The sequence below is a fragment of the Caballeronia sp. SBC1 genome (genome assembly GCF_011493005.1).
Taxonomy (GTDB): Bacteria; Pseudomonadota; Gammaproteobacteria; order Burkholderiales; family Burkholderiaceae; genus Caballeronia.
In genome coordinates this window covers 1,730,692-1,744,499 of the sequence record NZ_CP049158.1, presented here as the reverse complement: position 1 = coordinate 1,744,499, position 13,808 = coordinate 1,730,692, and the positions used below count along the sequence as shown (strand labels likewise).

The following is a 13,808-nucleotide window of genomic DNA, read 5'->3' as shown; positions in this document are numbered from 1 at the left end:
GCTCATCGCCTTACAAAGTATCGCTTCATCCGCCACGATGAGCATTGACCTATGACCAGAGGCACAAAATGCCAAATCAACGAGTATCGAAATCCGAATTTAGAGCGAAAGCATCTGAATTCTTCAGGCTGGTGGAGTCGTCGGGGGAGAGTTTGATCGTGACCGACCGTGGACGGCCGACACTCGAGTTACGGCCGTATCAAACGGATGCAAAAGACCCACTCGATCTTCTGCGCGGCTCGCTATTGCGTTACGACAATTCCATAGCGCCCGTGGGGGAAGATGACTGGGTAGCGGCGCGGTAATCGTATCCGGCGTACTGGGTATGCACGCTAACTTGGTTGGCAGCTCGGCGCCCCAAGCCACTACCGAAACTTTATGCGCACCAAGTTTCGCCCCTACGCCTTCACTCCCGCATCAACACTCCGACACAAGCACCATTGCCTTCGACGAAACGCTCTTCGCCGACTTCAGCGCTTTCTCCCTCACTGCGGTCATGTTTTCGGTCTCGCTGGAGTACTTGAACGAAGCGGGTAGCAGCCGATAGTCTGCCGCCACCTGCGCGGCTTTCGTCTCGCTGAAGCCAGTCTTGTGCAGCATCTTCGTCAAGAGAGAGTAGTCGTCCAGATCGGCTTTGCCGAGATTGATCATTACACTGAATTCAGCCATTGCTTCCTGCTTGTTTACCTTGAAAACCCGCGATGCTACACGGGTGCGCCACCTGCGCATCTTGAAATACAAAACGGGTGGATAACGCCGCTCGTCGCGACCTTATCCACCCGTTCTTTTTACCGTATGCGATTGGCTGGAAAAATCAGCCAATACTCAATCGGCGGGTTGACTGCCAAAGACTCAAACTCAAGCCGCAATCGTGGTTTGCTTGCCGCCCTTGTTATTCTTCGCGCGGCCAATTTCTTCCAGCTTGATCTCGACGTGCTTCGAGAACACGAATTCCGCCGGGCGCTGGTTATCGACCGGCAGGTCTTTCGCATAAGCACCTTCGGTACGCGGACCGCGCAACGCGACGCGCGCCGCCTTCAGCGGATGCGCAACCGTGTCCATTACGGCGGTGGCTTCAAAGCCGCAATGCACCATGCAGTCCGCACATTTCTCGTACTTGCCCGTGCCGTACTTGTCCCACTCGGTGGTTTCCATCAATTCCTTGAAGGTCTTCACATAGCCTTCACCGAGCAGATAGCACGGACGTTGCCAGCCGAACACGGTACGCGCCGGGTTGCCCCAAGGCGTGCATTCGTAGGTCTGATTGCCGGCCAGGAAGTCGAGGAACAGACTCGACTGGCTGAACGACCAGCGCTTGCCGTTATCGCCGCGCTTGAAGATGTCGCGGAACAACGTTTTCGTCTTTTCGCGGTTCAGGAAGTGTTGCTGATCCGGTGCGCGCTCGTACGCATAACCCGGCGACACCGTGATGCCGTCCACGCCCATGGGGCCGAGCGTGTCGAAGAAATTCGCAACACGCTCCGGGTCGGCGTCGTTGAACAGCGTGCAGTTGATGTTCACGCGGAAACCACGGCGCTTCGCTTCCTTGATTGCCGCAACCGCCTTTTCGTACACGCCGTCTTGCGAGACCGAATGGTCATGCGCCTGCTTGTCGCCGTCGAGGTGAACCGACCAGACGAAGTACGGATTCGGCTGGTAATCATCCATCTTCTTTTCCATCAGCAGCGCGTTCGTGCAGAGGTAAACGAACTTCTTGCGCGCGATGATGCCCTTCACGATCTGGGGCATTTCCTTGTGCAGCAGCGGCTCGCCGCCAGCGATAGACACTACCGGTGCACCGCATTCGTCGACGGCTGCGAGGCAGTCTTCCATCGAGATGCGCTGGTTCAGGATGGGGTCCGGATAATCGATCTTGCCGCAGCCGTTACACGCCAGGTTGCACCGGAACAGCGGCTCGAGCATCAGCGCGAGCGGATAGCGCTTGTTGCGCATGAAATGCTGGCGCGCGATGTAAGCGCCAACCCGGACCTTTTGCAGCATTGGAATAGACAATTGCGTGTGCTCCTTAATCTTCGCGAAGGGCGCCGGCGGAAGCCGTTGCCGCAGCCAGCGGCTTCGTCAGCTTCGCGGGGAGTTTGAATTCAACTTTTTCTTCGCGGCCGGACATCGTCGTGACTTCAACGGGACCCAGCGCGCGCAGTGCATTAATAACGTGCTTGACCATTTCTTCCGGCGCGGATGCGCCGGCCGTAATCCCGACAGTCTGCGCATTCGCAAACCAGTCGGCTTTCAATTCCGAGCCGTCCGCCACGAGGTAGCTCGGCACGCCGGTTTCGGCGCCGATCTCGCACAGACGATTCGAGTTGGAACTGTTCGTGGCGCCAACCACCAGCAAAACGTCAACTTGTTTGCTCAGCTCGCGCACCGCCGCCTGGCGGTTTTGCGTCGCGTAGCAGATGTCGCGCGTATCCGGGCCCACGATGTCCGTAAAACGGCGATGCAATGCGTCGATGATGTCGCGCGTATCGTCCACCGACAACGTGGTCTGCGTGACATAGGCGACGGGGGCATCGACGGGCAGCGCGAGCGTTGCCACTTCCGCTTCGCTTTGCACGAGCACCACCGTGCCGGGAATCTGGCCGATGGTCCCTTCCACCTCCGGGTGCCCCGCATGGCCGATCAGGATCAAAGTTCGGCCCTGCGCGACATATTGCCGCCCCTGCACATGGACCTTCGTCACCAGCGGGCACGTGGCATCCAGCACATCAAGGCCGCGCGCCTCTGCGTCGGCTTCCACTGTTTGCGCCACGCCATGCGCGCTGAAAATAGCAACGGCGCCGTGCGGCACTTCGTCGAGTTCTTCGACGAAACGCGCGCCCTTGCTACGCAGGTTGTCGACGACGTGCCGGTTGTGAACGATCTCATGGCGCACGTAGACGGGCGCGCCATGTCGTTCGAGAGCGCGATCGACAATCTCGATCGCGCGGACCACGCCCGCACAAAAGCCGCGGGGTTGAGCAAGGATAATACGCATATTCGGGCGAACTCCGACTGGCGCGGGTTTCGAATGGAACCGGCTATAAGCTTGGATCAAATCCGGTCGATTTGTTGTAAGCGAAATTAAAGCTTCTCGGAAAAAGCTTTCGGAAACAATTGGCTGGAAATGAGCCATTCGTTTCAACTTTAAGGCCGAAGTTGACCGCGTATTCTAACTCGTTCGCTTTTTGGATGCTTGTAAGAGGGTGTTAGAGGGTGTTTCCGTTTCTGTCGACAGGGTTGAATTACTGCGTGGACACGGAAGCCGGTAAACTAGCGGTTCGCCGGGTTGTCCGCGAAGCGGCCTTGAAGCCGCCATGGCGGTGCCGTGATCCGGCTTTTTTAAGCGGCTGAAGCACGCGCGCGTAGGTAGCTGGATCAGTAGCCGGATCCGTGCCGCGAGGGTCGATGAAAAGCTCCGGTTAAACGGCCTGCCGGGCTGAATCAGCGGGGGTCTGCGGCAGTCGGAGCATGGATCCTGGCAGCAGGATCAAGCCGAAGCTGGCCCGATTTTAAGCCACACCTGCGTTGGGGCGAATGCCCGATAAGCCGCAAGAGCCGGCTGCGTAGGTGGCTGCATGCGTGGACTACATACGCGGGCTGCATAACTGCACCGGATTCACGCCTGGTTCTCCAACAGGTTTTCGGGCAGCGCGCGACAAGAATTTTTCCCGTGTCGAGTCGTTGCGCCTAACCAACATTTACGTCGCCCTGGAGCGCAATGTTGTTACGCGTCAGCGACCCGGCACGCACGACCTGCGTGCGTCGATGTCCATTCTGGCATCCGCGCGCTGTGTCGAATACCTGGACCGTGTTATGGAAGTCGATCACTACGAAAATTTTCCGGTAGCCAGCATATTGCTGCCGAAACGGCTGCGTGCGCCGGTCGGCGTGATTTATCACGTCGCGCGCACGGCGGACGACATTGCCGACGAAGGTGTCTTCGACCCGGCCGAACGCCACGCCCGTCTCGCCGATTTCCGCGCGGGGCTGGATGCGGTCGCCGCCGGTCAGCCGGCACCGGTTCATCCCATGCTGTTCGAGAAACTTGCCGGCACCGTCTCGCAATACGGGCTGCCGCTCGGGCCGTTCTACGATCTCGTCTCGGCGTTCGATCAGGACATCGACACCACGCGTTACGCCGACTGGCCTGCGCTCATGGACTATTGCCGGCGCTCGGCGAATCCGGTCGGGCGGCTGATGCTGCATCTCTTCCACGCCAGCACGCCCGAGAATCTCGCTGATTCCGACGCGATCTGCACCGCGTTGCAGCTGATCAACTTCTGGCAGGACGTGGGTATCGACTGGAAGAAGAGCCGCATTTACATGCCGTTGTGCGACCTCGAGCGTTTCGGCGTGACCGAACGGCATATTGACGAGCAAATCTGCGACGATGCCTGGCGAGCGCTCATGCGTCATGAAGTCGACCACGCACGCGCGATGATTGTTGGCGGCGCGCCGCTTGCCGTGCGCATGCCCGGGCGCTTTGGTCTGGAACTGTGCAGCGTCGTGCACGGCGGTTTGCGAATTCTTGAAAAAATCGAACAGGCCGACTACGACGTGTTCCGCAAGCGCCCGGTGCTGAAAGGCCCGGACTGGGTGGTGATCGGCATGCGTTCGCTCGCGATGCGGCTGCGTGGCCGGGTGGGTGTGCAATTGCGCTCGGTCGAGAGCTGACCGAAGCTGACTTGACCTGATCGCGGCGCCCCTGTCGATGAATTTGCTTAACCCGAATAAACGATGCTCCTGATTGCTTGGTTGTCCCTCCTCATCTGGCTTGTCCTGCTGTTTGGCCGCGGCGGTTTCTGGCGCGCGCAAGCCCTCGAACGGCTCAGCGAGAGTACCGTTCACGCAGTCGGCCAAGCGGAGATTGCGCGTCGCGGCGCGTGGCCGGCCGTCGTCGCGATCGTGCCGGCGCGCAATGAAGCCGATGTGATCGGCCGCGCGGTGACGTCGCTGCTCGCTCAGGACTACGCGGGTTCATTCCATCTGATCGTCGTCGACGACCACAGCACCGACGGCACCGCCGACGCTGCGCAGGCCGCCGCGCGCGACGGCGGTTTCGAAGACCGCCTGACCGTGCTGACGGCCGCGCCCTTGCCGCCAGGCTGGTCCGGCAAGGTGTGGGCGCAGTCGCAAGGCATTGCGGCTATCGACGGGCTGGGTTTTCCGGCCGATTACCTGCTGCTCACCGATGCCGACATCCGTCATCCCGCCGACGCCGCCTCGCAACTCGTCGCGCGCGCGATTCTGGAAGATCGCGATCTGGTCTCGCTGATGGTGCGGCTGCGCTGCGACTCAACATGGGAAAAAGCGCTCATTCCCGCGTTCGTGTTTTTCTTCGCGAAGCTGTACCCGTTTGCGTGGGTCAACAACGCGAGTAACCGCACGGCAGCGGCGGCGGGCGGTTGCATGATGGTGCGGCGCGCGGCGCTAGTGGAGACGGGCGGGATTGAATCGATTCGCGGAGAGCTGATCGACGATTGCAGCCTCGCTTCGCGCATCAAGTTTCGTAACGGCGTGAACGCGGCGCGGCCGATCCGGCTGGATCTCGCCGCTGACAGCGAATCCCTGCGGCCGTACGACGACTGGCGCGACGTCTGGAACATGATTGCGCGCACGGCGTTCACGCAGTTGCGTTATTCGGCGTTGTTGCTGGTCGGGACGGTGCTCGCGATGTGCGTGATCTATCTCGCGCCGCCCGTGGTTGCGTTGACGTTGGGAGCCAAGGGATGGCCGGCGTGGCTCGCGTGGATTGCGATGTGCTGCGCGTATTCGCCAATGCTGCGTTACTACCGGCTGTCCATACTCTGGGCGCCGATATTGCCGGTGATCGCGCTGTTTTATGTCAGCGCGACGGTTGGCTCGGCAATACGGTTCTGGCGCGGCAAAGGCGGGCAGTGGAAGTCGCGAGTCCAGGCGCCTTGAGCGGATGACGGCGAGTCGTGCGTGGGCGAACGGTGTCTAGCCGCCGGGTGTAGCCGATTTCGCCCACCCGGTTCAACTCACCGTTTGGTCAGCATCGCGTACATCTCGATCACCATGTCGGGTGAGAACGAGAACGGTACCCAGCCATGTCCGGTATGACGCAACACCAGCAACCGATCGCCGTTCGCATAACGTTGCGTGGCCATCACCGGGTTTTTCGTCGCGACAAAGCGCCAGCCGGACGGCAGGCCGCCCGGCTGTTCGACGTCCATCGAAGCGCGCGCGTTCGATAATTCCTCGATCAACTCCGATACCCCCTCGGGGCTCAACGCCACTGACACTCCGCCAATCGTCATCGCGATCACGTTCTTTTCGGGGCGCGAAACGTTCAGCGCGGGCTTTTCTTCAGCCACGGGCGGTTTTTCTTCAACCACGGACGCAACTGCCGTTGCCGGCTCATTAGCCGCGTCGGTAATAGAAGCAGTGGAAGATTCGGGAGAAACTGGAATGGAAGCGGCGGCGAGAATCAGCTCATCGAGGCTTGATTCCAGCGCGCCGAGCTGGTCGGTTAAGTTCATGCGTTGTTTGCCTTGCTAGCCTTGCATCGAACCTGCGATTTTAACTGCTGCGTACCGCGCAACGTCGCCACACGTTGTAACAAAATGCGTGTATGACGCTAAAAATGCCATCAAAACAACAGGCAACGCGCGCCATGGATCATCGGTTCATCGCGCTTTATCGTTTCAGGTAGCCGTTCGCGCGGAACCAGTCCAGCGCGTGACTCAGGCCTTCGCCATAAGGCCGCGCCTTATACCCCAGCTCCCGCTCCGCTTTCGCCGACGTGAAGTACATCTTGTTCTTCGACATCCTCAATCCATCGACAGTAACAAACGGCTCCTTGCCACTGAACTTCGCGTAAAGCTCCGCGCCGATCGCGAGCGGATAAAGCGGGCCGCGTGGCAGCTTGATGGTCGGCGGCTTGCGCCCGGCCAGCCCGGCAATATCCGCCAGCATTTGCTGCAGCGACAGATTTTCGCCGCCGAGAATATAGCGTTCACCGATCACCCCGCGCTCCAACGCGAGAAAGTGGCCGTTCGCCACGTCGTCCACATGCACGAGGTTCAGGCCGGTATCGACGAAAGCGGGGATCTTGCCCGTCGCCGCTTCCACGATGATTCGCCCGGTTGGCGTTGGCTTGACGTCGCGCGGACCGATCGGCGTGGACGGGTTCACGATCACCGCCGGCAAGCCGTCATTCGCGACCATGCGCTCGACCGCGCGTTCCGCCAGCACCTTGCTGCGTTTGTATGCGCCAATGGTCTGATGGGCTTGGGCAGGCTTCGTTTCATCGACGATCTCACCCGCCGGACTCACCTTCAGCGTTGCCACGCTGCTCGTGTACACGATCCGCTCCACGCCTTCCGCCAGCGCTGCGCGCATAGTAGCCTCGGTGCCTTCCAGATTCGCGCGCTCGATCTCGCCAGGATCGCGTGCCCAGATGCGGTAATCGGCGGCAACGTGCAGCAGGTAGCGAACGCCCTTCATTGCGGCGCGCATGGAGGCTTCGTCGCGCATGTCGCCGATTACGACTTCGGCGTCCAGTCCTTCGAGGTTCTGCCGGGAACTGGTCTTGCGTATGACTACGCGAACATCGAACCCGCGTTCCCGCGCGATGCGCGCCACCGCCGATCCGACGAATCCGGATGCGCCGGTGACGAGCACGCGTCCACGGGCGTATCCACTTAACGGGTCAGTCATTTTTGCCTCTTTTTGTCTTGCAAAGGTAACAGTTGCGCGTCTTCCGAAGCGTCACGATCAGCCGAGAACCCATATGTGACAAGGGCTTACGGCTCGTGCTATGGTCCGGTGCTGCTTCAGTCCGCCAGACCCCAAATTTAAAGAAAAGTCTTCAGCCAATGTTCATAGACAGTCGAAATCGATCCGTGTGGCTGTACTTCGCGACCGCGATGCTGCTCCTGATCGTGTTTGCGGTCGACTGGCTCACGCCGTTGCGCGTCGCCATCTGGGTGTTCTACATGCTGCCGGTCGCGCTCTGCATGTGGGTCGACCGGCCCAACGTGCCGTTTATCACTGCCGGCGCGGCCTCCGTGCTGATGTTCACGGCTTATGTCCTCACGAATGCCGATGCGCTCACCGGCCCGATCGTGCTGCAGCTCAACCGCGTGATCGGCGTGATCGTGATGTTCGTGCTGGCCGGCGTGGGGCATCTCTATATCAAAACGCGGCTGAACCTGCAACGCAGCGCGTGGCTCAAGCAGGGCGAAGTCCAGATCGGCTTGCAGATGCGCGGTGATCTCGACCCCGCGGCAATCGGCAACGGCATTCTCCGCTCGCTCGTGCCGTACGTGGGCGCGCAGGTCGGCGTGCTGTACAGCCGTGAAGGCGACGCGCTCGAGCGCATTGCAGCGTGGGCGCTGCCTGCCGAAAACGCCGTGCCGCAGCGGATCGCACGGGGCCAGGGGCTGCTCGGGCAAGTACTCGACGAGAAGCGGGCGATCGAGATCCGGGGCGCGGGATCGGATTTCCTGACAGTGGGCTCGGCGCTGGCATCGGCGCCTGCGACCCACTGCGTGGTCGCGCCCATGATGGCCGATGGCGAAGTGATCGGCGTGCTGGAAGTGGGTTTTATCGGCGATGAAAACGCGGTGGACGATACCCGCCAGTTGCTCGAAAACGCCGCTGAGGCCATGGGGATGGCGTTGCGCTCTTCACAGTATCGCTCGCGGATGGTTGACTTGCTGGAGGAAACGCAGCGGCAGAGCGAGGAATTGCAGGTTCAGCAGGAAGAGTTGCGGGTATCGAATGAAGAGCTGGAGGAACGCGGCCGGGTCTTGATGGAAACGCAGGCGCGGCTCGAAACACAGCAGGCCGAGCTCGAGCAGACGAACGTGCATCTTGAGGAATACACGCAGCACCTTGAGCGGCAGAAAACGGAGTTGGTGCGCGCGCAAAAGGAACTGGAGGCGAACGCGCTGGCGCTTGCGCGCGCGAGCCAGTACAAGTCCGAATTCCTCGCGAACATGTCGCACGAGTTGCGCACGCCGCTCAACAGTTCGCTGATCCTCGCGAAGCTTTTGCAGGACAACAAGCACGGCAATCTCTCCGACGAACAGGTGCGTTACGCCGCAACCATTCATTCGTCGAACAGCGATCTGCTGTCGCTCATCAACGACATCCTGGATTTGTCGAAGGTGGAAGCGGGGCAGATGGACGTGCAGTTCGCGCCGGTTGCTATCGACGGGATGTTGCAGTCGTTGCGGCAATCCTTCGCGCCGATCGCGGACTCGAAGCGCCTGAAGCTCGTGACCGAACGCGCGGAAGGCGTGCCGGAGTATTTCGTCACCGATAATCAACGGCTTCAGCAAGTCCTGCGCAACTTGTTGTCGAACGCGTTCAAGTTCACCGACCAAGGCCAGGTGACGGTCTCCGTGCACAAGGCAAGCAACGATGAGAACGCGTTGCGCTTCGATGTACGCGATACCGGCATCGGCATTGCCCGTGACAAGCAGGACCTCATTTTCCAGGCGTTCCAGCAAGCCGATGGCACGACCAGCCGCAAGTACGGCGGCAGCGGTCTGGGTTTGTCGATATCGCGGGAATTCTCGCGATTGCTGGGCGGTTCAGTGAGTGTCTCGAGCGAGCCAGGCAAAGGCAGCGTGTTTTCGGTCACGCTCCCGCTGACCGTTCGCGAAGGCACGGTCACCGCGAAACTTGATGTGATCGGGCATATGAGCGAGCCGGAGCCAGCCCTGGTGAACGGCGCGGCGCACACGTCTCCGAGCGCTGCCGTCGTGCAGACCCACGCGCCCGCGCACCTCGCGGCAATGGCCTCTTCCTCTTCTCTTGAGCCTTCGTCCTGGCGCGCGCCGATTGCGAACTACCCGGCGCCGCGGCCTATTGCCGACGATCGCGCCAACCGCAAGCGCCCGGACCGCGTGATCTTGGCGATCGAAGACGACTTGCGTTTCGCGCATATCCTGCACGACCTCGCGCATGAACTCGAATTCGACTTCGTGCACGCGACCACGGCGACACAAGGCGTGGAACTGGCCCGCGACCTGCAGCCGAACGGCATCTTGCTCGATGTCGGCTTGCCCGATCAGTCGGGGCTGACCGTGCTCGAATGGCTCAAGCACGATCCGCTCACGCGCCACATCCCGATTCACATCGTCTCGTCGACGGATCATGCCGATGTCGCGCTGCATCTCGGCGCGATCGGGTACACGCTCAAACCGAGCGCACGCGACACGCTTGCCGCGGCCATCCGCAAGCTCGAAGCGCGCTCGGCGCAAGGCACGCGGCGCGTGCTGGTGGTCGAGGATGACCCCACGCTGCGGCAAAGCATCCACGCGTTGTTGAAAAGCGCGACGGTCGAGATCGTGGAAGCCGGGACGATTGCGCAAGCGCTCGAGCACTTGAACCGCTCGACTTTCGACTGCATCGTGATGGACCTGGCCTTGCCGGATGGTTCGGGGTACGACTTGCTGGAACGGGTATCGACGTCGCAGGAGCATGCGTCGCCGCCCGTGATCGTGTACACGGGGCGCGTGTTGTCGCCGGACGAGGAGCAGCGTCTGCGCCGCTATTCCAAGTCGATCATCATCAAGGGCGCGAAGTCGCCGGAACGGCTGGTGGACGAAGTGACGCTGTTCCTGCACAGCGTGGAAAGCGCGTTGCCGCCCGAACAGCAGCGCATGCTGCGCGCGGCGCGTCAGCGTGACGACGTATTCGAAGGCCGTACGATCCTGCTGGCGGAAGACGATGTCCGCAATATCTTCGCGTTGTCGCATGTGATCGAGCCGCTGGGGGCGAAGCTGGAAATCGCGCGTAATGGCCGCGAAGCGCTGGATTCGCTCGCCCGCCATCCGGATATCGACCTCGTGCTGATGGACATCATGATGCCGGAAATGGACGGGTTCGCCGCCATGACCGAGATCCGTAAGAACCCCGATCATGCACGGCTGCCGATCATCGCACTGACCGCGAAAGCAATGGCGAGCGATCGCCAGAAGTGCCTGGAAGCAGGGGCGGACGACTATATTTCGAAGCCGATCGACGTCGACAAGCTGGTGTCGCTGTGTCGAGTCTGGTTGCGCCAACGGTAGCCACGATCCGCCATGCCGCATCGAAACCTGAAAAACACGGAAGAGGCGATCTTCGATATCGAGTTGAAGCTGCTGCTCGAAGCCGTTTATCTGAAGTATCAGCACGACTTCCGCCATTACTCGGTGAGTTCGCTTCGACGGCGCCTGACGCAGGCGCTGCACGACCTGGGTTTTACGACGCTGTCGCAGTTGCAGGAGCGCATTCTCCGCGACGCCACGTTGTTCTCGCGCCTGTTCCAGTACCTGACGGTGCAGGTCAGCGAGATGTTCCGCGATCCGCCGTATTTCCGCGCCATTCGCGAACAGGTTGTGCCGATCCTGCAGACGTATCCGTCCATCAAGGTGTGGGTGGCGGGGTGCAGCAGCGGTGAGGAACTGTGGTCACTCGCCATTCTGTTCGCCGAGGAGAACATTGCGGACCGTACGGTTTTGTACGCCACAGATATCAACGCCGACGCCTTGCGCCAGGCCGAGAACGGAATTTATCCGCTGGATCGACTGGCCAGTTTCAGCCAGAATTATCTGGCGGCGGGCGGCAAACGCTCGCTTTCCGACTACTATCACGCGGCCTACGGCGCGGCGAAATTTTCGCAGACGCTCAAGTCGCGCGTGGTGTTCGCCGATCACAGCCTCGCCACCGACAGCGTGTTTCTCGAAGCGCATCTCGTGTCGTGCCGCAACGTGCTGATCTATTTCGACCGTGCGCTGCAGGACCGTGCGCTGGGTCTGTTCAGCGATTCGCTGGTGCGCCGCGGATTTCTCGGACTCGGCAGCAAGGAGAGTCTGCGGTTCTCAAAACACGCAGACAGCTTCGCCGATTTCGATGCGCGCGAGCGTTTGTATCAAAAGGTCTAGCGATGACACCGTCGACATATTCCCTGGATGCAATCGAAGCCATCGTGATTGGGGCATCGGCGGGTGGCATCGAAGCGTTGAACCACATTCTGCCCGCGCTACCGGCCGATTTCCGCCCGGCCGTGCTGGTTGTCGTGCATGTCAGAAGTGAGCAACCCAGCCTGCTGCCCGCGTTGTTTTCCGCGCGCTGCCGGCTGCCGGTCGTCGAGCCCGACGACAAGGACGAGATCGTCGGCGGCACGATCTATCTTGCGCCGCCGGGGTATCACATGCTGGTTGAGCCCGACCACTCGATCTCCCTTTCCGTCGATCCGCCCGTGCGATTCTCGCGGCCATCGGTGGATGTGTTGTTTGAATCGGCGGCACTGTGTTTTGCCGATACGCTGCTCGGCGTCGTGCTCTCTGGTGCCAACGACGACGGCGCGCGCGGGCTGGTCGCAATCTCGCGGGCAGGCGGGCGCTGCTGGGTGCAAGACCCGCATACCGCGGTGGCCGACGCCATGCCGCTCGGCGCCATCGCGCGCGGCGGCGTGCACGACATTCTGACGCTCGACGTCATGGCCGCTCGCCTGGCGCAGCACGGCTGCGGGCACCCGCCGCGAAACCGGTTGACTTGGAGCTGACACGCTAATGGAACTCCGCTAATGGAACACATCAGGCAACCGCTCGGGCAACCGGTCAGGCAGCCGCTCAGGCAGCCCATTTACGTTCTGATCGTGGACGACGTGCAGAACAACATCACTGCGCTGGAAGCCTCGCTCGCGCGGCCGGACATCTCGGTGCTCGCGGCAGCCTCCGGGCCGGCCGCGCTCGAACTGCTGCTCAAGCACGAAGTCGCGCTCGCCATTCTCGATGTCAACATGCCCGGCATGGATGGCTTCGAACTGGCTGAACTGATGCGAGGCAGCCCGCGTACCGCGCATGTGCCGATCATCTTCCTGACCGCGACCGCGCAGGACACCGGGCGCACGTTTCGCGGTTATGAAGCGGGCGCGGTGGACTTCCTGTACAAGCCGTACGACTCGCGCATCCTGAATTCGAAGGTGGATGTGTTCATCCAGATCGAGAAACAGAAGCAGCAGCTCGCCACGCAACTCGCGACTGTCCAGCAACTCCTCGACGCCAACGAAATGCTTATGGCTGTGCTCGGCCACGATCTGCGTACGCCGTTGTCGGCGGTGATTGCGTCGGCGGAATATCTTGCGCGCTTCGTGCCGGATGAGAACGTGGCGAATATCGGCACGCGTATCAAGAGCAGCGGCATGCGGATGGTGCGCATGGTCGACCAGTTGCTCAATCTCGCGCGGCTGCGCGGCGGGCGAGTGACGCTGCAGCCGCGGGCGGTGGAGTTGATGACACTGGCGAAAAATATTGTTGAAGAATACGAGGCGCGGGTGGGCAAGGGCCGCATCTTCATTTTCCGCGATGGCGATACGTTATTGCAGGGCGATGGCGATCTGTTGTCGCAGGTGTTTTCGAATTTGATCGGCAACGCGCTGACTCATGGGCGTGACGGCTCGGCCATTCAGGTGCGTCTGAACGGCGAGGCTGCCGACGACGTTCTGATCAGTGTGCAGAACGCGGGCGAGATTCCCGTTGAAGTATTGCCGACCATTTTCGCGCCGTATCGGTCTGGGAGGTCGCAGCAGGAAACGGGCGGCCTGGGACTTGGGCTCTACATCACGCGCGAGATTGCGCAGATGCATGGCGGGCGGGTGGAAGTGAGCTCCGACGCGGAGAGCGGCACGGTATTCGAAGTAACGCTGCCGCGCGAGGCGGTGGCGCGGCGGGTGGGTGGAGAGATGGCCGAGGGTGCACAGCCGTTTCGGTTGGGGTGAGAGGCGAAGCGGTGCGTTGATTGTTGCAGCGTCCGATGCCTTTCGGGCTGCGTGAGGTCAGCAA

12 protein-coding genes are annotated in these 13,808 nt (G+C 61.2%); 7 read left to right on the top strand and 5 right to left on the bottom strand.

Annotated elements, in window-relative coordinates:
- Window positions 1–68 precede the first annotated feature (68 nt).
- Window positions 69–305 (top strand): type II toxin-antitoxin system Phd/YefM family antitoxin, encoded by a 237-nt coding sequence (locus SBC1_RS34595; RefSeq protein WP_165104780.1) that lies wholly within the window; start codon window positions 69–71, stop codon window positions 303–305.
- Between the two features lie 112 nt (window positions 306–417).
- Here SBC1_RS34595 and SBC1_RS34590 read toward each other — a convergent pair whose 3' ends face one another.
- The 3 genes from SBC1_RS34590 to ispH all read right to left on the bottom strand — a co-directional run bounded on the left by SBC1_RS34590 (window position 418) and on the right by ispH (window position 2,995).
- Window positions 418–669: a hypothetical protein gene (locus SBC1_RS34590; protein WP_165104779.1), complete on the bottom strand. Its 252-nt coding sequence runs from the start codon at window positions 667–669 to the stop codon at window positions 418–420.
- A 189-nt stretch (window positions 670–858) separates the two neighbouring features.
- Window positions 859–2,013 carry an adenosyl-hopene transferase HpnH gene (gene hpnH, locus SBC1_RS34585; RefSeq protein ID WP_165104778.1) on the bottom strand — a complete coding sequence of 385 codons (1,155 nt, stop codon included), beginning with the start codon at window positions 2,011–2,013 and terminating at the stop codon, window positions 859–861.
- 13 nt (window positions 2,014–2,026) lie between these two features.
- Window positions 2,027–2,995, bottom strand: coding sequence for a 4-hydroxy-3-methylbut-2-enyl diphosphate reductase (gene ispH, locus SBC1_RS34580; protein ID WP_165104777.1), 969 nt, complete (start codon window positions 2,993–2,995; stop codon window positions 2,027–2,029).
- A gap of 818 nt (window positions 2,996–3,813) precedes the next feature.
- On the opposite strand from ispH, the gene hpnC reads away from it, so the two are divergent.
- Together hpnC and SBC1_RS34570 are read left to right on the top strand one after the other, a co-directional pair.
- The gene (hpnC, locus tag SBC1_RS34575) at window positions 3,814–4,674 is read left to right on the top strand and encodes a squalene synthase HpnC (RefSeq protein WP_165104968.1); all 861 of its coding nucleotides are present in this window, start codon (window positions 3,814–3,816) and stop codon (window positions 4,672–4,674) included.
- A 63-nt stretch (window positions 4,675–4,737) separates the two neighbouring features.
- Window positions 4,738–5,925: a glycosyltransferase gene (locus SBC1_RS34570; RefSeq protein ID WP_165104776.1), complete on the top strand. Its 1,188-nt coding sequence runs from the start codon at window positions 4,738–4,740 to the stop codon at window positions 5,923–5,925.
- Between the two features lie 77 nt (window positions 5,926–6,002).
- Here SBC1_RS34570 and SBC1_RS34565 read toward each other — a convergent pair whose 3' ends face one another.
- Both SBC1_RS34565 and hpnA read right to left on the bottom strand, forming a co-directional pair.
- Window positions 6,003–6,503, bottom strand: coding sequence for a hypothetical protein (locus SBC1_RS34565; protein ID WP_165104775.1), 501 nt, complete (start codon window positions 6,501–6,503; stop codon window positions 6,003–6,005).
- 157 nt (window positions 6,504–6,660) lie between these two features.
- Complete coding sequence (hpnA, locus tag SBC1_RS34560) at window positions 6,661–7,683, bottom strand: hopanoid-associated sugar epimerase (protein WP_062092065.1); 1,023 nt, start codon at window positions 7,681–7,683, stop codon at window positions 6,661–6,663.
- Window positions 7,684–7,841: 158 nt separating this feature from the next.
- On the opposite strand from hpnA, the gene SBC1_RS34555 reads away from it, so the two are divergent.
- The 4 genes from SBC1_RS34555 to SBC1_RS34540 are packed head-to-tail and all read left to right on the top strand — an operon-like array spanning window position 7,842 to window position 13,744.
- Window positions 7,842–11,051 (top strand): response regulator, encoded by a 3,210-nt coding sequence (locus tag SBC1_RS34555; protein WP_165104774.1) that lies wholly within the window; start codon window positions 7,842–7,844, stop codon window positions 11,049–11,051.
- A gap of 12 nt (window positions 11,052–11,063) precedes the next feature.
- Window positions 11,064–11,906 carry a protein-glutamate O-methyltransferase CheR gene (locus SBC1_RS34550; RefSeq protein WP_165104773.1) on the top strand — a complete coding sequence of 281 codons (843 nt, stop codon included), beginning with the start codon at window positions 11,064–11,066 and terminating at the stop codon, window positions 11,904–11,906.
- A gap of 2 nt (window positions 11,907–11,908) precedes the next feature.
- Window positions 11,909–12,529, top strand: coding sequence for a chemotaxis protein CheB (locus SBC1_RS34545; protein ID WP_165104772.1), 621 nt, complete (start codon window positions 11,909–11,911; stop codon window positions 12,527–12,529).
- A 21-nt stretch (window positions 12,530–12,550) separates the two neighbouring features.
- Entirely contained in the window at window positions 12,551–13,744 is a 1,194-nt protein-coding gene (locus SBC1_RS34540; RefSeq protein ID WP_165104771.1) for a hybrid sensor histidine kinase/response regulator, read from the top strand.
- Window positions 13,745–13,808: the final 64 nt, after the last annotated feature.